Here is a 21502-nt window from a genome sequence, read left to right as displayed (position 1 = left end):
TGTGGGCGCCCTGCACGGGCCCCATCCTGGGGGGATTCAGCCCTGCGCCATGCTCAACGGCTCCAATGCCTCCTTCAACCTGCTGTTGATGAGTTTCGGTCTCGGCAGCGTCTTGGCGATGGGCTCCCTGATTTTCCTCGGGCGCGGCACCTTCCAGCGGGCGAAGTTGTCAATGGGTGCGCTGCAGTGGTTGCGTCGTGGCCCTGCTGGCATTGGTGGGTATTGCCAGCGGGACCAGCAATCAACTGACGGCGGAGGGATCGTCGCACGTGTCTGCCAAACTGGAGCGTAAGGTGATCCAGGGTGCTCCCATCCTGCTGGAGAAGTTGGTGGGCAGCCCCCACGCGGACAGCGTCGAATCGCAGCCGGATTTGGGCGCGATGCCGTCACTGGAGGGGGCCACCCAATGGCTCAATGGCCCTGATCTGAGCAATGAAACGCTGCGCGGCAAGGTGGATCTGGTGGACTTCTGGACCTTCGACTGCATCAACTGCTGGAACAGCCTGCCTTACGTAAAGCAGTGGGCCGAGCGCTACGCCGACCAGGGCCTGGTGGTGATCGGCGTGCACACGCCCGAGTATCCGTTAGAGCGGATACTCGACAACTTGCGCAAGGCGACCGTTCGCCTGGGCGTCCAGCCCCGGTTACCATAGACAACCAGTACCGCATCTGGAGTGCCTTCTCCAGTCAGTACTGGCCGGCGCATTACTTCATCGATGCCAAGGGACCTGCTCGTCACCTGCATATCGGCGAGCGTGATTACGAGCAGCAGGAAGCCATCATCCAGAAGCTGCTGCAGGAGCGTACGGCAGCGGCGAAGGTCGGTAGTGCGACCTGATCCTTCGAATGGTCGTGGCATATACCTTGATGCAGCACCTTCGAAAGCACCTGCCTAGAATGGCAGGTGCTTTCACCAATGACGTGCTGGCGATCTCGCCCAAATGCAGGGCGGGTCATGCAGTCTGCTGATTCGTCAATAACAAAGAGAGAGGCCGGCCTCCCTCTTTTGTCCTTTCACGCGATTACCACTTGCCAGTGCTCTGACCGCCGTCCACCGGGAGGACAGCACCGGTGGTAAAACCGGCCTTGGCGAGGTACAGCACCGCATCGGCAATTTCGTCGACTGTGCCAAGACGACCGAACGGGGAGAGGTTGCTGAGGAACTCGTGTGTGCTCGGATCATGCATGGGGGTGTTGATGATGCCGGGAGCAACCGCGTTCACCTTGATGTTGTACGGAGACAATTCCAGGGCCAGAGCGCGGGTCATCTGGTTGATACCGCCCTTGATCAGCAGCGGCAAGGCCGCGGGTACGGCGATATTAGGCTGGATAGCCAAGGCTGCCGTGATGTTCACGATATGCCCGTCACCGCGATGCCTCATGTGCTCGACCGCCACCTGGGTCGTGTAGACCACGCCCTTGAGGTTGGTGTCCAGCAACGCTTCCAGATCTTCCGGGGAGTAATCGGTAAATGGCCGTGGCAGGAAGAAGCCGGCGTTGTTGACCAGTACGTCTACGCTGCCGAACGTCTCAATGGCTGTGGCGAAGAGGTTGCGGGCAGTCTCCGGGTCGGCAACGTATCCCGCCACGCCGATAAAGCTGTCCGGGTTGCCGAGGTTATTGGCGGCTTCTAGCAGGCGTTCGATGGCGCGCGCACTGCCGACGACGTTGTAGCCGTTGTCGATGAAGGCCTTGGCCAGGCCCAGGCCGATGCCGCTGGATGCACCGGTGATGACGACAGTCTTCTTGCTCATGATCCGATTCCTCACAAATTTGCATAGGGGCGTGGATTAGCAGCGAGTTACTGGAAAGGAGCTGCTAGTGAGGCGGACTCTATTTGCAATCTATAGGTAGATAAATTGTGCTGTGTTCATTTCAATTGTGACGTGGGGTAATCAATAAGGTGCAGCCGGAGATCCCGAGACGCGAAGGTGGTACATCGAAGGTCCTCTCCTCAGCGGCCCCAGGGCGCACCGAGGCTGGCCTCGATGCCATAGCGCGAGCGTGCCTGGGCGTGTTTTCCAGGATCGATGGCCGCGAGCGCGATGTGCTGGCGGTCGACCTCGAAGAAGCGGCGCAGGGCAGGACGCGTATCGCTAATGACGCGTCGAGATGAGGTGAAATCAGCTGCGCATAACCGCGCACGTAGTCACTAGCGGCAATTACCGGCATGGCTCCTAGCAGGCAGCGCTGAGGCGGAAGCACTGCAACGGTTCGTCGACCAACTTGTCCGGGAATATGGTGCTGGGCGCATCGATTCTGAATTTGCAGTGGCGTAACTCGCGCAGCTGATTTTTCTGTACATCCTGCGCGGCCATTTTACATCCGCGGGCAAGCAGATGGCCGGTCGTCTTCGAGCGATCAGCAACCCGCCGCGCATCACGCCGGCGATCCGTCTGCTGCACGGTGACCCAAGCCGCGCATGGCGACTCACCGAACTCGCCGGCGCCTGTGCGACGTCGCGTACGGTATTCGTTGCCTACTTAAAGTACATCGCCAGTGTGGTGCCGCTCACCTACTTGACGCAATGACGCATGCACCTGGCCGAACGCGCGCTGCGAGGGAGTGTCGCTGGCTGTATTGTCGGAGTCGCTCAGTAACTCATTGGAAAGCAGTTTCAGGACGGCGTTCAAGCGCGTCATGGGCAAGTCATCCAAGCACTATCGCGCCACCGTAGACCGAGACCAGGCGCAGACCAGGAGTAGCAGCCTGCACGGGTTGAATCCGGGCGTTCCTTGGCCAGTTCCGCGATCAAGCACGGTAAGTCAGTAGACGTCGCGCACCATCAGTTCGGGAGCACGGTAGCGCCGTCAGGCACGCATTCGATTTTCACGCCGGCCAACCCCTCCAGCACTTCCACCACATGGCTCATGTCGCGGGTTGGCTCGCCGGTGTTGATGGCCTGGTCGAAGAATTGCTTCACCACCGCGCTGGTGATGGCGGGCACACCAGCCGCCTCTGCTTCGGTGAGGAATAGGCGGATGTCCTTACGCATCAAATCAAGGCGGAAACCGAAGTTGAAATCCCGTGGCAATACGGTACCAGCAAGGATGCTTTCGCTCGTGTAGCTGCGTGCCGTGCTGGCGTTGAGGATGTCCAGCATTTGCCCTGCATCGAGACCGACCTTGATCCCGAACAGTAAGGCCTCACTGGTGGCCACCAGGGTGGCGCTGACGATCATGTTATTTACCAATTTGAGGGTCTGGCCCAGGCCGGCCGTCTCGCCCAGGTGAACCACCTTGCGGCCGTAGGCGGCGAATACTGGTTGGCAGCGCGCATAGGCAGCGGCATCACCGGCCGCCATTACCGACAGGGTGCCGGCCTCGGCGCCGGCTACTCCGCCGGCCAGGGGCGCGTCCAGACTGGCGATGCCGCGTGCTTTCAGGACCTGCTCCAGGCGGCGGGCGACGGTTGGCCCGGTGGTGGAGTGGTCTACCAGGATACGGACCCGCTGCCCGAGTATTACGCCGTGCTCGCCCAGCACGACCTGCTCGACGATTTCCGGAGTGGGCACACACACCAGTACGATTTCTGCGGCGTCGGCCACCTCCCGTGGCGTCGCATGGCGGCGAGCGCCACGTTGCAGCAGGGGCGCCATGGCCTGGGGAGAGGGGTTGAACAGTTCTAGGCCGAATCCGTGATCCAGCAAGTGTCGGGCCATTCTCTGGCCCATGGCGCCCAGGCCAATGAATCCGATGCTTTCGCTCATGCCGTTGCTCCGCTTCAACAGGTAGGTCCGATCACCCGGTGTGCCTCGAGGTGACGACTCGCATTCAGTTTCAGGAATGCCAAGGCATACGGGAGGGTGGATTGGTTCGGCGCCTGGCGTTTAGGTTGACCCGAGACGATGGCGCATGAATAAAACGGGGGGAGGGCTGTCCTCCCCCTTGTCGTTCAGGCCATTACCACTTACCGGTGCTCATCCCCCCGTCCACCGGCAAGATGACACCGGTGGTGAAGTCGGCGCCGGCCAGGTACAGCACCGCTTCCGCAATTTCCTCGACAGTACCGATGCGACCGGCTGGCGCCAGGTTGCTGAGAAAGCCATGGGAGCTCGGATCGTACATGGGGGTATCGATGATGCCGGGTGCGACGGCGTTGACCGTGATCTTGTGCGGTGACAGCTCCAAGGCCAGTGCACGGGTCATCTGGTTGATGCCACCCTTGATCAGCAGCGGAATCGCTGCGGGAACAGAGATGTTGGGTTGGATGGCCAGCGCCGCGGAGATGTTCACGATGTGCCCGCCGCCGCGTTGCTGCATGTGCGCGGCAGCCATCTGGGAGGGGTAGACAGTGCCTTTGAGGTTGGTCGCGACCAGCGCGTCCACTTCGTCCGGGGTGTAGTCGGTGAAGGGTTTGGACAGAAAGTAGCCGGCATTGTTGACCAGGACTTCGACGCTGCCGAACTTCTCGATTGCCTTGTCGAAGATGTTACGAGCAGTAGCCGGATCAGCGACATCGCCGGCGACCACGACGAAATTGCCGGGGTTGCCCAGGCTCTCAGCAGCTTCCTGCAGGTGCTCGATGGAGCGCGCGCTGCCGACGACGTTGTAGCCGTGCGCCAGAAACGCCGTGACCAGGCCTAGGCCGATACCACTGGATGCGCCGGTGACGACTACGGTTTTCTTGCTCATGATCAGATTCCTCGTCGAGATAGTCATGGGGCACGGCGTAGCAGGGGGGAAGGCGAAAGCTGCTGCTAGCTGGGCGAACTATATTTTTGCTTTTGGAGTCGATAAATGCCTTTTTCCTATATTCAATTGATATGTGGCGAAATCAATGGTGCTACAGGATGGCCGCTTACGAACTCTTGATTGTGCAGAATGCAGTGCCGCTACAATCGTCCGGACGTTCATGAACGACAGCCCGGCGGCGATCGGTGGGTTGAGTATAGTGTGCGGCCAATGCCGGGCAGCAGTAGGCGACAGACTGTGTGCCCAGCAACGCGAACGACCCTTCGGACCGTAGCTTCGCCGGTCAGCTGTAGGCCCCGCGGTATGCGAAGACGCTCGGTATTCCGCCGGTCATCAGGAAGAGCAGGTTGCTACCGGCCGCAATGTCCCTTTGGCGAATGGACGCCAGCAATCCGGCGAACGCTTTGCCTCCATAAACAGGGTCCGTCAGCAACCCTTCGCGGGAGGCCAGCAAGCGGGTCGCCGCCAGCATCGCGTCGGTCGGTGCGCCGTAAGCTTCACCCCGCTGGCTACCGTCCACATTGATACGTGCTTCGTCCAACACCGCGGACGGCGCAAGGAGCTGCAGTACCTGGCTAGACTTGTCCCGCGTCGTTGCCAGGGTCTGCTCGGTCGTACCGAGTACGCTGTAGCCGGTTATCTGCGTTGAAGACCCAGCCAACGTGAGGCCGGCCAGCAGCCCCGAGTGGGTTCCGCTGCTGCCATTGGGCACGATGATTCGGTCGAACTGTACGCCGAGCGCATCCGACTGGCGCAGGAGCTCGCCAGCACAGGCGGAGTAGCCCAGGCAGCCCCTCGGACTGGAACCGCCCAGCGGCATGACGAAGGGTTTCCTGCCTTGCTCCCTGAGCGCTGCGACCCGTTCGGCGGCGAAGGCGTCGGGGGCGGCGCCAAGGGGCAATTGATGGATCGTGGCGCCGAATAGCGCATCGAGCAGGAAGTTGCCGTTGTGGCGAAAGTCCTCGTCCGTGCGGATGCTGGAAGGTGTCAGGATCAGTTCGCACGGAAGACCTTGGCGAGCGGCGACGGCTGCGGTCAGGCGCGCGTGGTTGGATTGCAGGCCGCCCCAGGTGATCAAGGTGTCGGCGCCCTCGGCAAGGGCCTCGCCAAGGAGGAATTCCAGTTTGCGAAGCTTGTTGCCTCCGCCGCCCAGGCCGGTGAGGTCATCGCGTTTCACATACAGATTGCAACCGTTCAGCTCGGGCAGAGCACTCAGGCGTGAGAGGTGCTGGATAGGCGTAAATCCGTCCAGCAACGCCACCCGAGCATAGCGGGCAAGGGCGGTTTCCAGGCAGCTGTAGTCATGTGGCATGGAGGTTTCTCCCGTCGAGATAAACGTCATTGCGGTTAAACAGCGGAGGCGCATCGGTCGTACTTCTGCATGAGGTGTACGACCGCGTTCAGGCCTTCGGTCGGTAATTGGGGGTTCAGCTCAAATGGCCAGAAATCGAGCTCGACATCCTGTTCCGGTATCCGCTCCAGTTCTTCAGGGGCGATCGCGCGCCATGGGCAGACCGGGTCGGAGATGAAGTCGTTATGAATGGGACTACTCACTGCGCATCCTTCGATTTCGTTCAAGTGGCCACGCGCGCGGCGCCTCGGGCCACTGCTTCGGCAACTCTGGCGGTGTGCCCGTAGCCGCTGTGGTAGATGATTGTAACGGTGGTGTTCATGCGTACCTCCGAATCGAACGATAATTAGGTTTGCCCACCCGGCGGTGTGCCGGGTGGGAACTGATCGGATAAGCGTCAGCCAGGCTGGTTCTTGCGGTACTCGGTGGTGGTCATTCCGGCGTAGCCCCAGTTATCGGTGTCCACTTCCTCGATGACGATGTGCGTGAGGTCGGGGCGCTTGCCCAGCACGCGCTGCAGGGTGTCGGTGATCTCGGCGATGACCTGGGCTTTTTGCTCCCGGGTCACCCCGTCACGGGTGATACGAACGCTAACGAACGGCATCTCAAACCTCCTTGGAGGGTTGGTTAATGGGCCAGGGCAGCAGGATGTCGCTACCCTCGGTTCGGTTGGCCGCTACCAGTTCATGGGCCAAGGAGACCACGACTGCAACTGGCTGCGCATCTATGGCTATTCCCGTAGAACGGCAAGGAGTGCAAGATCCTCGCCCGAGGTAACTGCTGCGCCGACGACGCACGGGTGGGTGTGCCCCCGGCGAAGTCCGGCGTCAGCCAGTTCCAGACTTATCGCTTCAACGTCGAGCGAGAGCTGGCGGAACGGTCGCTGGTAAAGGTGCTCCAGAAGTTCGGCGGACGCTCTTGTCCTTAGACCCTGTTGTACCCTCATGACCGCCATGTTCCTCTACACCTGTGTGCCTTCAATGGCGTAAAAGCGAGAGTGCGTGCCACTAAAAAGGGGAAGGGTACGAGGCAGTTCCGGGCTGCAATTGGCTCGGTCAGATTGTTAGCAGCATTCGGCAGTCGAAGAGCTGTCATTCCCACTCCCTTGTTTCAACGTGGGCCCGGAACAGATCACGCCGGCACGCCACGGCGCGCCGGCATATCGAAAATCTGTTGGCAGTTGCAGTTATTGCGCCGACCTGGGTCTTGCGGACACAGGCAAGCACGAGCGGCAGTCTTGAGATCCGCCTTGCCCCATCTCCGCTGGCTACTCAGAGCGGAAGATCAGACTTCAGACCAGGTTCACTTCGGCGTAGATGTTACCCCGCGTCGCCTTGGAGTACGGGCAGGCCTGGTGCGCGGCATCCACCACGGCCTGGGCGGTTTTGCGGTCCATCCCGGGCAGGCTAACATTCAGGCGTGCCTGGATGAAATAGTCTTCGCCGGTCATGCCGAGGTCCACTTCGGCATCCACGGCAACGTCTTTCGGGACGGCGATCTTCATTCGGCTGGCCACAACACCGATCGCGCCAATGAAGCAGGCTGACCAGCCCGCGGCGAACAGTTGTTCTGGGTTCGTCCCATTGCCGGGGCCACCGGGCGATGAGTGCTTGATGTCCAGGCGTTTGTCAGAGCTGGATGATGCACCGTCGCGGCCGCCAGTGGTGTGGACCTTGGCGGTGTACAAGACTTTTTCGATCTTGGTCATGATGGACCCTCTTAGGTGAGGTGCAGGTAGCTGCGTGGCTATTGCGTTCGAGCAGGTTGAACGGCGTTAAGACTAGTTGAGTAACCGCGCGGTCCTTGGGAGTCCCGCCGAGCGGTCAATTCGCCCCGAGTCAGATAATGGGTCACTTGTGAATGGCACTTCGGGATGTGTCCACTAGACTGCATATTGCCTGTTGCGGGCTATTGGTCGGCGCAGATGCTCATAAGCCGTGATCACCTCAACGAGTCGCCCCCGAAACCGACGACGCGATTGACGTTGTATTTGACGTGGCCGTTCGCCGACGGCTCCCTTGCAGGAATGTCGTGACGGATGTTGTCGCGAAGGTACGACTGCTTCCGGTCTATTCCGCGCGACTCAAGGTCAACCTGCTGTTGGCAGTAGTCGTCTTCCTGATATTGCAGAGGTCTGACACCGGGGCATGACCGCAACGAAAACCAGCGCTTTGCTCCACCAGGAGCCCGGTCATGCCGGTCGTCGTTGTCCGGATTGGCCACAAGTGGGTCGGTCGGGCCGTGATGCGGTCACGGAGAAACAGTAGTAACCGGATAAAGAGGATTCAGATCTCGCTCAAGGGAACCCACAAAAACTCCAACAACCACCTGGAGGTTTCCTCCCATGAAATTGCATCTGCTAACGGCCGCGCTGATCGCAGGCAGCTTGGTGTTCTCCGGCTCCATCCAGGCTGCCGAAGCGTCGAAGGAAACCGGTACGTCCAATTCGTCCAGCACGGTAAAGAAGGAAATCAAGCTCACTCGAATCAGCCCCGAATATTGGCGGGTCACCTTCCACAATCCGCCATTCAACATCTATGGCCCCGAGACCATGCCTCAGTTGAACGAGGTCATCACGGCCATCGAGACTGATCCGAAGGTCCGGGTCGTGGTATTCGAAAGCGATGTGCAAGATTTCTTCCTGACTCACTACGACTTCGTGCCACCCCTCACGGATACGACCAGCATGCCGAACGGTCCGACGGGGCTGCCCCCGCTTCCGGACATGCTGGTCCGCTTGAGCCGCGCTCCGGTCGTCTCGATTGTCTCGATCCGTGGACGCGCCACTGGCGTCGGCAGCGAGTTGGCCCTGGCCAGCGACATGCGATTCGCCAGTCGCGAGAAGGCAATTTTGTCGCAGTGGGAGATTGGTGCCGCACTGGTGCCCGGAGGCGGGCCCATGTCGCGCCTTCCTCGACTGATGGGGCGGGGGCGCGCGTTGGAGATTCTGCTGTCGGGCAATGACATCGACGGTGCGCTGGCCGAGCGTTATGGCTACGTCAATCGCGCGTTCCCCGATGCGGAGCTGGACAAGTTCGTCGACACGCTGGCGCGACGAATCGCCAAATTCGACAAGCAATCCATTGCTGACATCAAACACTTGGTCGATAAGTCCAGCCTGCCGTCGACCGAGGAGATAGGTGCCGAATGGGACGGTTTCATCGGCTCTGTGCAGCGCCCGGCGGCACAGGAACGGATCAAGCAGCTCATGGGGCTTGGAATGCAAAAGAACCCGGATATCGAGAAGCGCCTTGGTCATTACACCGGGACCCTTGGTGAACAGTCGAAGTGATTTTCCGCACGGGCGCCGGGTCATCCTGGCGCCCAACCGATCTTCTCGGTCCAGCTAGGGCGTCTGTATCCCATTGTGTATAGACGCCGTCCGGATACATCCGCTTGTGAATCCCGCCCTGACCAATACATCCCCGATACAGGTCTGTGATGAACTGAGGATTCCGACGTTCCTGATAACCGGAGCGTCAGCCGACATTGATCGCTAATCACGGGGTACCAAATGACCACAACACTGCCTGAACGTATCCAGCAGTATGTCCCACACCGGCACATGCGGCTCGATGTCTTTTTCCTCCACCATCCAGGCCAGCATCGGCGCAGTACCGTAAGCGGTGTCGCCGATGAGGCGCTCCGGCTTGATGTCGAACTGCACTTCGACCCGGTCGATCATGGTCTTGGTGCTCTCAACCTCGGCCGTTCGATGAGCAGGTGTGGGTTCCACATCCACGATGACGCCGTGTTCGGTATCGATCAGATAGTTCGTGGAATAGGCGAAGAACGCTGGGCCTCCCGGAGCAGCGGTCCAGCGGGCTTGAGGATCAGTCAGCGATAGGCGCTTCGGTAGCGTTTCGGCCAGAGCCTCTTCATCGAGTGCCTCAAGGTACTCACGCACGGCGCGGGTGCTCAGGGACGGATCGCTCCAGTTGACCTGTTCATCTCCCGGTACGCCGCGCTGCCGACTCGCATCCGCTTTGATGATGCTGGCGTCCACGGCAAAGCCTTCACCCTTGACCAGACCTGCGTCCATGCAGCGACGCAGCACTTCATTGAACAACCAGCGAAACAGATCGCTGTCCCGAAAACGGCCGTGTCGATTTTTGGAAAAGGTCGAGTGATTGGGTACTTCGTCTTCAAGGCTCAACCGGCAGAACCAGCGATAGGCCAGGTTCAGATGAGCCTCTTCGCACAACCGCCGCTCGGAGCGGATGCCATAGCAGTAGCCCACGATCAGCATGCGGATCATCAGTTCAGGATCAATCGACGGACGCCCGATCGGGCTATAGAAATCGGCGAGGTAATGGCGCAGGTCGCTCAGATCAAGACACCGATCAATGCTGCGCAGAAGGTGATTGGCGGGGATGTGATCTTCAAGGTTGAACGAGTAAAACAGCCGTTCCTGCCCACTCGATAACTGTCCCATCATGCTGTGTTTCCCTGCTGGCCAATGCAGAGATTTTGCCGCAGGCCAGACAGGGGAGCTACTTTTTCAACAGAATCGACCCATTGACTCTCGGCATAGTGAAAATTCCCTCAATATCTTCGAACTAATAGGCGACCCTACCCTGACTGACATCTCTTAGGAGACGCTGCAAAAATAGCCAACCGTCCCCACCCTTGGCACACTGAGCACCTTCAACCAGCCCCCCTCTCCGTGAGCCTTGTTACGCGCGTGCAGAAGACCTTCTCCGAACTCGAATACACCGGCAAGAAAAAGCAGACTCGCCGCGATCGCTTCCTGGCTGACCTCGAACAGCTGGTGCCCTGGGCACAACTGGAGGCGCAAGTGGCGCCGTTTTATAGCGACACCACAGGCAAGCGCGGGCGCCCTGCAATTGGGTTGTCGCGCATGTTGCGCATGTATGTCGTGCAGCAGTGTTTCGGTTTCTCCGACGAAGGCACCGAAGATGCCGTCTACGACAGCCAGGCCATTCGTGGTTTTATCGGCATCGACCTGGGCCGTGAGTCGGCACCGGATGCCACCACCTTGCTGCGATTTCGCCGCTTGCTGGAAACCCATCAGCTGACGCGAGTGCTGTTTGAAACGATCAACCAGCATCTGGCCAGCCGGGGTCTGCTGCTCAAGGAAGGCACTATCGTCGACGCTACCCTGATCGCCGCGCCGCCCTCGGTCAAGAACCGAGAAGGCAAGCGCGATCCTGAGATGCATCAGGCGAAAAAAGGCAACCAGTGGCACTTCGGGATGAAGGCCCATGTCGGTGTCGACGCCACATCGGGGCTGGTGCACAGCCTGGTGGGGACGGCCGCCAACGTGGCGGATGTCACCCAGGTCGACCAGTTGCTGCACGGTGCCGAAACCTATGTTTCGGGTGACGCTGGATACACCGGTGCGGCCAAACGGCCGGAGCATGCTGAACGGGACGTTATCTGGTCGATTGCAGCACGGCCAAGCAGTTACCAGCACCACGGCAAAGGCAGCTTGCTGTTCCGGGTCAAGCGCAAGATCGAATACGCCAAGGCGCAACTGCGTGCCAAGGTCGAGCATCCCTATATGGACTCCTCCTCTTTGCAAGCCCCTTCGCTCTAGCGCCCGTGCCGACTGCACACGTATATTCGGCCTCTGACTGTGGCATCAAATCGATGCTGGGCCATGATGGGCTATTCGCGCGTTGGTTCCCAATCGTTCCGCCGTGCTTTTCGCACCTGGATGCTTAAGGGTTTTACCAACGCCGGTTCGACCGGTTTGCCATCGTTCGGGTTGCGTCGCAATCGTGGTTAAGGGTTGTTTCTGTTGTAGGGTGCCTCCGGTGAATAGATCAGGTTGCCGCCCGATCCGGTTGGTAATCAGAATCATGACGCAGCATCGCCCATGCCATGCGTGCCGTTTTATTGGCCAGCGCGACAGCGGCCACATTGGGATGTGAGCGCTCGGCTAAACGGACGGCCCACTGGCTGAGTCGGTCGTTTTTGGGTTTCGCCGTACGCAACGCCGAGCGGGCACCATGCACCATCAGTGTTCGCAGATACGCATCGCCGCGTTTGCTGATGCCAAGCAATCGATCCTTGCCGCCGGAGCTATGTTGCCTCGGCGTCAATCCCAGTGAAGCGGCGAACTGTCGGCCGTTGGCAAACTGCCGAGGATCACCGAGGGCGACGACGAGTGCGGTGGCGATCATCGGGCCGACGCCGCGTAGCTGTTGTAGGCGGACGGCGGCTGGTTCGCTTGTCGCAATGGCAGCAATCTCGCTGTCGAGTTCGTTCACGCGCTCATCCAGTACGCGAAGATCGCCCCACAAGCCATCCAGCAAATGGCGAAAGCGTGCCGTCAAACCGTTATCCGGATCCTCCAGCCAGCACGGCATCGCACGACGTAGCATGAGTAATTCTTTCGGGGCGATGAGGCCGTACTCGGCGACCAGCCCACGAATCTGATTGGCGTTGGCCGTCCGTTGTTCAATTAAGCCGGCCCGGATGCGATGCGTCGCCTGGATATCCTGTTGCTCGATGGTCTTGATGGCGACGAAGCGCATGCTGGGGCGGCTCATCGCTTCACAGATGGCCTCGGAATCGTTGGCGTCGTTCTTGTTGCTCTTGACATACGGTTTGACGAACTGCGGCGCGATCAGCTTCACCCGAAATCCGCATGCCTTGAGCTGTCGTGCCCAATGGTGCGCACCGCCGTAACTTTCCATGCCAATCTCACAGCCGGGCTCGATCCTCTCCAGCACCGTTTGAAGCCAGCGATCACGAGGCAGACGCTGCCGCCAGATTGGCTGGTCATGGCAATCCACGCCGTGGATCTGAAACACGTTCTTGGCCAGGTCGACCCCAATGCGCATAAGCTTCATGTGTGGACTCCTTCTCGCATTTGACTGTGGTTCGCACCTTCAGTCTGGCACTCAAGATGCCGAGGTGAGGAGGAGTCCATCCCATTGTTCCAGGTAATCAAGGTGCGTTTCAATCATCGAAAGGTTCGCTACCGTGGACTGGAAAAGAATACGGCGCAGTTGTTCAGTCTGTTTGGGTTGGCCAATCTGATGCTGGCCAAGCGGTATTTGCAACGGGCGGCGGGATAAATCCGTCTGAAAGACGAGGCTGGCCCGCAAATCAGCAAAATGAGGGTAGAAATCGGCCCCAGAAACGCAGAATAAGGCCGATGGGTTGAAAAAAGACGGCTTGAAAATGGAGGACGGCGCGAACGGGTTAATTGTTCAGCGCCTCCCTAGATGGTGTAGACAAAATAAACTAAACTCAGTGCTCCTTCTGCCTGGATGGCCTTGACGTCATGCCTCGAACCGGACGCCCTCCCGCGATTGCTGCAGAGCAGTACCCACTGCTGGTCAAGCTTGCACGCACTCATCCCTTCTCCAGCCAAGCTGAATTAGCCGATGCATTCCACGCTGCAACGGGCATCACCGCTCATCCTGACACATTTGCAAAGGCTTTGAAGCTGGCTGGAATCACACGCGTGAAGCAGCGTGCCAAGGGCAGCTTTGTTGCAGCCGAACCTCGCAAGTCCTATGGCTACAATGAGACGCACCGCCGCCAGTTGCCGGAGCAGCGATATCCCAGCTGCCTGACTGATGCTGAATGGGCGCTAGTCGCCGATCTGTTTGAAGCCCAGGGCGGTCGGGGTGTACCACCGCGTCATTCTCGACGGACGTTGCTCGAAGCCTGCTGCTATGTCGTGCGTACAGGATGTTCCTGGCGCATGCTGCCGCACGAGTTTCCTCACTGGGACAACGTCTACAAGACCTTCCGCCGGTGGAGTCTCCAGGGTAAATTCGAGCAAATGCATGATCGCTTACGCGCGCAATGGCGGGACAGGGAAGATCGCGATGCCGCTCCGTCAGCGGCTGTCTTGGATTCGCAGTCGACCCGCAGTTCTCCACAGGGAGGGGACAGCGGCTTCGACGCTGGCAAGAAGGTGAAGGGGCGCAAACGAAGTCTGATAGTGGATACGCTGGGGCTGCTGCTGGCGGTGAGTATCAGCGCCGCCAGTGTGCAGGATCGCGACGCGGCGGACGACGCGGTGGCGTACTCGAAGGAAAAATACCCATCATTGAATACGCTCTTCGTCGACAGTGCGTACGCAGGAAAATGGGCTCAACGGATGCAGCAAACGCACGCGGTCGAGGTTCAAGTGATCCGAGGGCCAAACAATAGACGAACGGGGCAATGGCACTCAGAGCAAGGTGATCTGTTCACGGTAGCGCCTGCCCCGACCGGCTTCGTGGTGATGCCCAGGCGCTGGGTGGTGGAGCGGACTCATGCCTGGAATGAAAGGGCTCGACGACTGATCATGCACCATGATCGTCTGTTTGCCGTGAGCGAGGCCTGGGTATGGCTGGCCGAGGCACGGATGCTCGCACGGCGGCTCACGACTTGATTTTGTCTACACCCTCCTAGGGGATCGCTTCTTCGGGCACTTGGGCCCGGCTCACGCAATCAGCCGAGTATCTCCTTGATGATGGACGCGACATTTCTGGCATCGTCTATCCCCCGGAGGTAGGTGCCCACGGCTCCGATGACAGGTCAGGCTAAAAATCGTTGAAAGGATCGGACGTTGAAGATATTCCTAGATTGCGAATTTACCCAGCTCAATCAGGACTCGAAGCTGATATCCCTAGCTCTGGTATCGGAGTCAGGCAAAGAGTTCTACGTCGAGCTGATGGACACCTATTCGGTCGAGGACTGCAGTGATTTCGTCATCCAGTACGTTTTACCGCAACTCGATCCGCTGCGATGTGGTCAGTCGCTTAGCGAAGCCAAAATCTCTCTTCGAAGATTTCTAGGTAGCTTCGCCGAGGAGCTTGAGGTGTGTTCAGATGCTCCACATTGGGATTGGAAGTTTTTCTGTGATCTTGCTTGTGCAGATCAACCCTGGCCAGTCCAGGTTGTGAGTGAACCGACCAACCTTACAAGCCTCTTCAATCAAGTGAATGCGGAAGCTCTTGAACAGGTAGAACTGTCTGATCTGCCGCACCATGCGTTACTAGACGCGCGAATGCTTGCAGAGCTTTTCAAGGTCTTGGCCTCTAGGCTTGTTTTGTCACCATCGAGGCGCATCACGACTAGGCCGATCTGATTTGGACGGTGTACTGCGGGTGGTTCGAGTTTCGCCAACGGTGGGAAAGTGGCAAAACTGAATTATCCCAAATTATGGCTCAGTCATAATTATTGCTGAGCCATAATTTTTGGCGATTCATCCATGTCAGTTTCAGTGTTAGCAAGCAGTCCATATTGCGATGACCGATTTGCAATATACTGTTAAGTAACTACTGAAAAGAGATCTCTCATGTCCAAACTCGCTGAATTCCGTCAGCTCGAAAAAAATCTCGCCGAGCAGCTCCAAGCTCTCGAAGCCCTGAAAGACGATGCTGGCCTGAAAAAAGAAATCGAATTTGAAACGAAGCTACGCGCACTGCTCGCCGAGTATGGTTATAGCCTGCCTAACGTGATCAACCTGCTTGATCCACAGGCTGGCCGTCGTCGCGCTCCAGCAGTCGAGTCCAAAACTGCCACTCGCAAACCGCGCCAGGTAAAGGTCTACAAAAACCCTCATACAGGCGAAGTCGTCGAAACCAAAGGCGGCAATCACAAAACGCTGAAGGAATGGAAAACTGAGCACGGCTCCGCGACCGTTGAGTCCTGGCTGACCAAGTGATTTTGGTTTGAGTACAAAAAGGCCCGTGAGGGCCTTTTTATGGGAAGCATCGTTGAAGTTCTTCGTCGATCAATGTTGCGGTTTAAGCCTGAGTGTTGCATCCACTCACCTTACTCGTGATCGGAGTGTCTCGTGCCCCAGGACTTAGGGGTATTCATTCTTTTATGCCTCGTAAGCGCAATGAGCGTCGACGCAGCAGTTCAACGACAACCAGTAATGTCACCGAGCCAAGAATGAGCAAAGTAGCTGCTGCAAGGATGGTTGGGCTGATCTGTTCGCGCATGCCTGACCACATCTGTCGCGGTATGGTGCGCTGCTCAACCCCTCCAAGAAACTGTACTAGAACAGCCTCGTCAAATGAGGTCACCATCGCAAAGAGCGCTCCGGACATGATACCTGGGCGAATTATCGGGAAGGTTACTCGGAAAAAAGTATAGGTTGATGATGCGCCCAGACTTGCTGCGGCCCTGGTCAATGAATGATCGAATCCGACCAGCGTCGCTGTCACGGTAATGATGACAAATGGGGTACCTAATACTGCGTGGCCCAAGATAATGCCTATATGGTTTTGCCCGATGCCCAGTGTGCTGTAGAAAAAGTACATGCCAGCCGAGGAGATGATCACTGGCACGATCATCGGTGAAATCAGGGTACCCATCAGGAGTCCCTTGCACGGCAAATTGGCACGACACAAACCGAGTGCTGCCAGCGTTCCCAAAGTCGTTGCGATGACGGTGGCGCAGAAGGCAATCAACAGACTGTTCTTGAACGACAGCACCCACAATGGGTCTTCAAGCAGCATGTGGTACCAGCGCATTGAAAAGGCTGCCGGTTCGAGGCTGAGCATCCCACTGGTGAAGCTGAAGTAGGGCTCTACATTGAATGACAAAGGCACAACTACCAATATTGGTAGGATCAAAAACAGTAGTACCAATACACCGAAGCCACGAACACTGAAGAACCAGACTTTGCCCATCGGGCTGGTATAGCTTGGAAGACTCATCTCGATTACCCCAGTTTCATGTTGTTGATGCCAACGACCCGGTCATAGATCCAATACAACACCAGGACGATTAGCAGCAGGATGGAGGCGATGGCGGCGGCCAGTCCCCAGTTCAGGGAGGTCTGCATGTGGTAGGCAATAAAGTTACTGATAACTTGACCCGTACGACCTCCCACCAACGCAGGAGTGATGTAGTAACCAGTGGCGAGGATGAATACGAGAATACCGCCGGCACTCAATCCGGGCAGGGAGAGAGGAAAGTAGATTTGTACAAAAGTACGGAACGAACTGGCTCCCATGGAGTGCGCTGCGCGGGTGTAGGTGCTGTCGATACTTTTCATGACGCTGTACATCGGCAACACCATGAACGGCAGCAGGATGTGAGTCATGGCAATGACTGTTCCGAACATGTTGTACATCAACTCAAGTGGCTGGGTGATCAAACCCATGCTGCTCAACGAGCTATTGAGCACGCCGTTAGACTGTAGGATCACCATCCAGGCACTGGTGCGTACCAGCAGTGATGTCCAGAAAGGTAGTAGCACCATGACCATCAACAAATTGCTGGTTTTCGCTGGAAGGGTCGCCAGCATGTACGCCAGCGGGTAACCCAGGAGCATGCACAACGCTGTGATACCGAGTGCAACCAGCAACGTCTTGATAAGGATGCCGACGTAGATGCGTCGGCTTTCAGGTTGCTGCACAACCTGGCCCTTGTCGTCATAACGCAAGTCCAGCGCGGCAAGGTAGTTGAAGGCGGAATAGGCTGGGGCCATTTTCTTCAACTGCATCCAGGTACCGATCTCTCCCCAGCGTTTGTCGATAGCGGTCATACGGCTATTGAAAGAGCCCGGCTCGACGGCTTCGCTGGTTAGGCCGCGTGCGGTGCGGGCCATCAGACTTTTGGCATCACTCATGACTCGATTGAGATCTGAGCCAACACTGTCCAGTTGCCGCGCCTGTTGCAGACTGAGAATTTCATGGCCAACGACGGAGAACATTTGCTCGTCCGGTAGTGCCGTACCCTCCCAGTTGAGCAGCGCGGTAGCGGTCTGTGGCATTGCCGCCGAAAGAGTGGGGGTTTGCATGCTGCGCAGCAACATGGTTCCAATCGGCAGCAGGAAAAACACCGCAATGAACGCCAACAATGGGACGACCAACAGCAATGACTTGGTCTTGTTGAGGCGTTCTGCGCGGTCGAGTCTTTCCTTCAGGCCGACTTGAGACTGTGCCGTGTCGACAGGGTCGAGCGTGGGACTGACACTATATGAATTGTTCATCTGGGTACTCCGGCAAAACGGTAAAGTCGTTGAGGGGGGTCAGGCATCCAGCGCTCGACAGTCGTCGGCCGACCAACCCACATCAATGCACGTACCGGCCTGGGGCGCCGGGTGTCCCGCTGTATTGACCATCTTGACGATGAACTCGTCATTGCCTGCCAACTTCAGGCGAGCGCGCAAATGGTCACCGTGGTAGATGATTTCTTCGATGCGGGCGGGCATATGGTTGTCGTACTCGCCCGCGCGGGCACCAATCTGCACGCGTTCAGGGCGAATCGATAAGGTGGTGTTCGCACTGGCGGCGATGTTGACGGAAAGAGCCTTTACCAGATGATTGCCGACGCGCACTTTGCAGTAGCCTTGCTGACGCTCAACAATCTGCCCTGGCAGTCGGTTGTTCTCACCAATGAAGCTCGCGACAAACGCGGTCTGCGGTTTCTCGTAGAGGACTGAAGGATTGGCCAGTTGCTGCACAATCCCATCATTGAACACAGCGATGCGATCCGACATTGTCAGCGCTTCAGTTTGATCGTGGGTGACGTACACCACGGTGATTCCAAGCTGCTTTGATAGGCGCTTGATCTCGTATTGCATTTGTTCGCGCAGCTGCTTGTCCAGAGCACCCAATGGCTCATCCATCAGCACCAGGCGCGGTTCGAAAATCAATGCACGGGCGAGCGCGACGCGTTGTTTCTGACCACCGGACAACTGCGAGGGCATTCGCTTGGAAAATGCCCCTAGAGCGACCAGATTCAGTGATTTGCGCACTCGATCTTCGATGTCTTGCCGGGACAGTTTGCGCACCTTGAGCGGGAAGGCCAGGTTCTCTTCAATGGTCATGTGGGGGAACAGAGCGTAGTTCTGGAACACCATGCCGATGCCGCGTTTTTGCGGGGCGATATCGTTGACCGGCTGCCCATCAATGCAGATCTGCCCATGGGTTACCGTCTCGAACCCGGCCAACATCATCAGGCAGGTGGTTTTGCCGGAGCCCGAAGGGCCAAGCATGGTGACGAACTCTCCCTGTTCGATTTCGAGGTTGAAGTTTTTGACGACGAGATGTTCGCCGTCATAACTCTTCTGCACATTTCGAAAGCTAACGAAAGATTCAGTACGCATGGGGGATCTCTCTTGTTATGGGGCGTAGCGGAGCTGGGCACGAAAAGTCGCCCAGCCCCATCAAGGGGTTATGTCAGGTGTGTTGCTGGCAACGTCGGGGGGGATGTGTTTGCGCTTATTTGGAGAGCCAGGCGTTGAAGCGCTCATTCAACTCGTCGGAATGATCGCCCCACCACTGTGAGTCAACCTGCAAGGCGCTGGCGAAGTTTTCCGGGCTGGTAGGTAAGTCGGGCCTGACTTTCGGATCGATCAATGCCTGTGCCGAACGCCGGGTGGGGCCGTAGGCGATGTAGTTACTCTGATCGGCCAGAATCGGGCTCTGGGTGGCGAACTTCAGGAACGCCAGAGCCTGGTCTTTCTTGGGATTACCGGCTGGAACCACCCAGGCTTCCATGTCGTACATCTGGCCATCCCAGAGGATTTTGAACGGTTGTTGTTCCTTCTGCCGAGCAATCACGATTCGCCCGCTGTAGGCCGAGATCATGCTGACCTCACCATCAGCCAACAACTGCGGGGCCTGTGCCCCAGCTTCCCACCAGATAGTGTCTTTTTTGATGGTATCGAGCTTGGTAAACGCGCGCTCCAGACCTTCCTCAGTCCCCAGCAGCTCGTACACCTGCTCACGAGGGACGCCGTCGGCCATCAACGCCCATTCAAGATTCACCTGCGGCGCCTTGCGCAGCGCCCGTTTGCCGGGGAAGCGCTTGGTATCGAAAAAATCTTTCAGCGTTTGAGGCTGGTCACCCTTGAATGCTTTGGTGTTGTAAGCCACGACGGTTGACCAGATGTAACTGGCCACGCCGCACTCTGTTAGAGCCCCGGCAGGAAGTCCTTTACAGCGGGTGTGCCATCCGGTGCGGGAGCCAGTGAGGCCGGGTCGATTCGCTCCAGCAAGCCGTTGTTGCAGGCGCGAATGACGTTGGGGATTTCGGCATCCACCACATCCCAGGTGACTTTCTTGCTATCGACCTGGGTCTTGATTTGGGCGATACCGCCGGAGTAATCCTCGGAGATCACTCGAGTGCCAGTCGCTGCGGTGAATGGCTTGTGTGCGGATTGAATCTGGGCGTTGGTTAAGTTGCCGCCATATGACACGACGGTCAGGGAATTTTCTGCGAACGCGCTGCAGGAAACGATGCTTGAAAGCAAAAGCAATGTTGCGCTTTTCATGCGGGATACCCCTCATTTTTATTTTTGTGGGTAACCGTCGCAAGGTCGTTACGCAGCAGGTGCGTGTGCGGCCGTAGAGACGATCAGGGCTTTACTTTCGGTAAAAAAAGGCGAAGGTAAAAGCAATAAAAAAAAGCCCAATGGGGCGATTTTTTTTATGGGTACGACACAAAAATTATCTGTGAGGGAGAGTAGAGCGATGCGTTCGTCCTATCCCATTTCCAAGTTTAAATTCGTCCTGCTCAATCCTCGCCACGCGCCGCCAATGCTTCTTCCATCAACCAATTGGCAAAGGCAGCCGCCTGGGGATTGACGATTTTGTGCGGGGAATACACTAAGTAAAACGCTTCTGAGGTTTTGAACCTGGCCGTCAAGGGGGCGATGAGTTGTCCGGATTGAAGGTACTGCTCGACCAACGAAGAGCGTGCTAGGGCAACGCCTTGCCCCAACTCTGCCATTTTTAGCGCTGAGATCAGCGTATCGAACTGCAGGCCTTGAGATGAATCGACGTCATCCGCTTTGGCTTTTTTCAACCAGTAACCCCACCCTTCCTCATATCCCAAGACATGTAGCAATTCATGGTGACGAAGATCCCTTGGGGTTCTCAAGGGCCTTTCGATTGTGGACAAATTGGGGGAGCACACGGGAAATAACATATCCCAAGTCAACCGCTCACTTTTCAGACCACTCCACTTCCCACTGCCGTAACGAATTTCCAGATCGGCTTCAAGGTCGGTATCGCCCATCCAGATATTGCTGGTGATCCGCAGATTGATGTCCGGGTTCTGCTCACGAAAATGTGGCAATCGGTTCGCCAGCCAATGGGTAAAGAATACCAAGCTGCTGCGCACCGTCAGTACCTTGCGATGTCCTTGGCCGAAAATTTCATCGGTGGCCGCTGCCAGGCGCTCCACCGATTCATGCACAACCGGGAGGAAGGCCAGTCCCGGCTCCGTCAATTCAAGGCCCCTGGGTAATCGCTTGAATAGCGCAGCGCCCAGCTGTGACTCCAACGCTTTGATCTGTTGGCTGACCGCTGCTTGAGTCAGGCTAAGTTCCAATGCCGCGTCGGTAAAACTGAGGTGGCGAGCGGCTGATTCAAATGCGCGTAACCAGTTGAGCGGGGGCAATCGCTTCTTCATGGCGCTAGGTTCTCTAGGGGGAATTGGGCTGACTGTGGAGCGCGCCAAGGCGCGTTTTTCCGCGCTAACCCATAAATCCTACTCCTGCCGCATAAAAAAAATG

21 protein-coding genes and 3 pseudogenes are annotated in these 21502 nt (G+C 57.7%); 9 read left to right on the top strand and 15 right to left on the bottom strand.

Annotated features, from left to right (window positions below):
• The first annotated feature begins 49 nt into the window (after positions 1–49).
• Positions 50–292, top strand: coding sequence for a hypothetical protein (locus tag RS887_RS21205; protein ID WP_322616893.1), 243 nt, complete (start codon positions 50–52; stop codon positions 290–292).
• Entirely contained in the window at positions 270–653 is a 384-nt protein-coding gene (locus RS887_RS21200) for a hypothetical protein (RefSeq protein WP_322616892.1), read from the top strand. The genes RS887_RS21205 and RS887_RS21200 overlap by 23 nt, the downstream gene beginning before the upstream one ends.
• A gap of 369 nt (positions 654–1022) precedes the next feature.
• On the opposite strand, the gene RS887_RS21195 is transcribed toward RS887_RS21200, so the two are convergent.
• A complete protein-coding gene (locus RS887_RS21195; RefSeq protein WP_322617294.1) occupies positions 1023–1757 on the bottom strand; it encodes an SDR family oxidoreductase in 735 nt (244 codons plus the stop codon).
• A 582-nt stretch (positions 1758–2339) separates the two neighbouring features.
• Here RS887_RS21195 and RS887_RS21185 point away from each other — a divergent pair.
• Positions 2340–2531, top strand: coding sequence for a hypothetical protein (locus RS887_RS21185; protein WP_322616891.1), 192 nt, complete (start codon positions 2340–2342; stop codon positions 2529–2531).
• A gap of 254 nt (positions 2532–2785) precedes the next feature.
• On the opposite strand, the gene RS887_RS21180 is transcribed toward RS887_RS21185, so the two are convergent.
• The 6 genes from RS887_RS21180 to RS887_RS21150 all read right to left on the bottom strand — a co-directional run bounded on the left by RS887_RS21180 (position 2786) and on the right by RS887_RS21150 (position 7753).
• Complete coding sequence (locus RS887_RS21180) at positions 2786–3709, bottom strand: NAD(P)-dependent oxidoreductase (protein ID WP_322616890.1); 924 nt, start codon at positions 3707–3709, stop codon at positions 2786–2788.
• 193 nt (positions 3710–3902) lie between these two features.
• Entirely contained in the window at positions 3903–4637 is a 735-nt protein-coding gene (locus RS887_RS21175; protein ID WP_322617293.1) for an SDR family NAD(P)-dependent oxidoreductase, read from the bottom strand.
• Positions 4638–4977: 340 nt separating this feature from the next.
• On the bottom strand, positions 4978–6006 hold the full coding sequence (locus tag RS887_RS21170; RefSeq protein WP_322616889.1) for a D-cysteine desulfhydrase family protein: 1029 nt from the start codon (positions 6004–6006) through the stop codon (positions 4978–4980).
• A gap of 35 nt (positions 6007–6041) precedes the next feature.
• Positions 6042–6248: a hypothetical protein gene (locus RS887_RS21165; protein ID WP_322616888.1), complete on the bottom strand. Its 207-nt coding sequence runs from the start codon at positions 6246–6248 to the stop codon at positions 6042–6044.
• 194 nt (positions 6249–6442) lie between these two features.
• Positions 6443–6649, bottom strand: a complete 207-nt coding sequence (locus tag RS887_RS21160) for a tautomerase family protein (RefSeq protein ID WP_271407487.1) — start codon at positions 6647–6649, stop codon at positions 6443–6445.
• A 687-nt stretch (positions 6650–7336) separates the two neighbouring features.
• On the bottom strand, positions 7337–7753 hold the full coding sequence (locus RS887_RS21150) for an organic hydroperoxide resistance protein (RefSeq protein ID WP_322616887.1): 417 nt from the start codon (positions 7751–7753) through the stop codon (positions 7337–7339).
• Positions 7754–8389: 636 nt separating this feature from the next.
• Here RS887_RS21150 and RS887_RS21145 point away from each other — a divergent pair.
• Complete coding sequence (locus RS887_RS21145; protein ID WP_322616886.1) at positions 8390–9337, top strand: enoyl-CoA hydratase/isomerase family protein; 948 nt, start codon at positions 8390–8392, stop codon at positions 9335–9337.
• A 258-nt stretch (positions 9338–9595) separates the two neighbouring features.
• Here the strand turns inward: RS887_RS21145 and RS887_RS21140 are convergent.
• Positions 9596–10483, bottom strand: a pseudogene (locus tag RS887_RS21140) (transposase); the annotation flags it as partial.
• Between the two features lie 246 nt (positions 10484–10729).
• Here RS887_RS21140 and RS887_RS21135 point away from each other — a divergent pair.
• Positions 10730–11569: pseudogene (locus tag RS887_RS21135) on the top strand (IS5 family transposase); the annotation flags it as partial.
• 265 nt (positions 11570–11834) lie between these two features.
• Here the strand turns inward: RS887_RS21135 and RS887_RS21130 are convergent.
• Positions 11835–12866: an IS110 family transposase gene (locus tag RS887_RS21130; protein ID WP_322616885.1), complete on the bottom strand. Its 1032-nt coding sequence runs from the start codon at positions 12864–12866 to the stop codon at positions 11835–11837.
• 87 nt (positions 12867–12953) lie between these two features.
• On the opposite strand from RS887_RS21130, the pseudogene RS887_RS21125 reads away from it, so the two are divergent.
• The 4 genes and pseudogenes from RS887_RS21125 to RS887_RS21110 form a co-directional block, all read left to right on the top strand.
• Positions 12954–13094, top strand: a pseudogene (locus RS887_RS21125) (IS5/IS1182 family transposase); the annotation flags it as partial.
• A gap of 209 nt (positions 13095–13303) precedes the next feature.
• Positions 13304–14407 carry an IS5 family transposase gene (locus RS887_RS21120; RefSeq protein ID WP_322616884.1) on the top strand — a complete coding sequence of 368 codons (1104 nt, stop codon included), beginning with the start codon at positions 13304–13306 and terminating at the stop codon, positions 14405–14407.
• 177 nt (positions 14408–14584) lie between these two features.
• A complete protein-coding gene (locus tag RS887_RS21115) occupies positions 14585–15106 on the top strand; it encodes a 3'-5' exoribonuclease domain-containing protein (RefSeq protein ID WP_322616883.1) in 522 nt (173 codons plus the stop codon).
• A 210-nt stretch (positions 15107–15316) separates the two neighbouring features.
• On the top strand, positions 15317–15685 hold the full coding sequence (locus RS887_RS21110) for a histone-like nucleoid-structuring protein, MvaT/MvaU family (protein ID WP_322616882.1): 369 nt from the start codon (positions 15317–15319) through the stop codon (positions 15683–15685).
• Positions 15686–15839: 154 nt separating this feature from the next.
• Here RS887_RS21110 and RS887_RS21105 read toward each other — a convergent pair whose 3' ends face one another.
• The 6 genes from RS887_RS21105 to gcvA form a co-directional block, all read right to left on the bottom strand.
• Positions 15840–16688: an ABC transporter permease gene (locus tag RS887_RS21105; RefSeq protein WP_322616881.1), complete on the bottom strand. Its 849-nt coding sequence runs from the start codon at positions 16686–16688 to the stop codon at positions 15840–15842.
• A gap of 5 nt (positions 16689–16693) precedes the next feature.
• Positions 16694–17968 carry an ABC transporter permease gene (locus RS887_RS21100; RefSeq protein ID WP_322616880.1) on the bottom strand — a complete coding sequence of 425 codons (1275 nt, stop codon included), beginning with the start codon at positions 17966–17968 and terminating at the stop codon, positions 16694–16696.
• Positions 17969–18007: 39 nt separating this feature from the next.
• Positions 18008–19087, bottom strand: coding sequence for an ABC transporter ATP-binding protein (locus RS887_RS21095; RefSeq protein ID WP_322616879.1), 1080 nt, complete (start codon positions 19085–19087; stop codon positions 18008–18010).
• Positions 19088–19202: 115 nt separating this feature from the next.
• Positions 19203–19886 (bottom strand): extracellular solute-binding protein, encoded by a 684-nt coding sequence (locus tag RS887_RS21090; protein WP_322616878.1) that lies wholly within the window; start codon positions 19884–19886, stop codon positions 19203–19205.
• A gap of 11 nt (positions 19887–19897) precedes the next feature.
• Positions 19898–20257 carry an extracellular solute-binding protein gene (locus RS887_RS21085; protein ID WP_322616877.1) on the bottom strand — a complete coding sequence of 120 codons (360 nt, stop codon included), beginning with the start codon at positions 20255–20257 and terminating at the stop codon, positions 19898–19900.
• A gap of 242 nt (positions 20258–20499) precedes the next feature.
• Positions 20500–21399, bottom strand: a complete 900-nt coding sequence (gene gcvA, locus RS887_RS21080; RefSeq protein WP_322616876.1) for a transcriptional regulator GcvA — start codon at positions 21397–21399, stop codon at positions 20500–20502.
• Positions 21400–21502 lie beyond the last annotated feature (103 nt).

Source organism: Pseudomonas sp. BIC9C (assembly GCF_034541995.1).
Taxonomy (GTDB): domain Bacteria; phylum Pseudomonadota; class Gammaproteobacteria; order Pseudomonadales; family Pseudomonadaceae; genus Aquipseudomonas; species Aquipseudomonas fluorescens_CC.
This window is presented reverse-complemented; position numbering and strand designations above follow the sequence as displayed.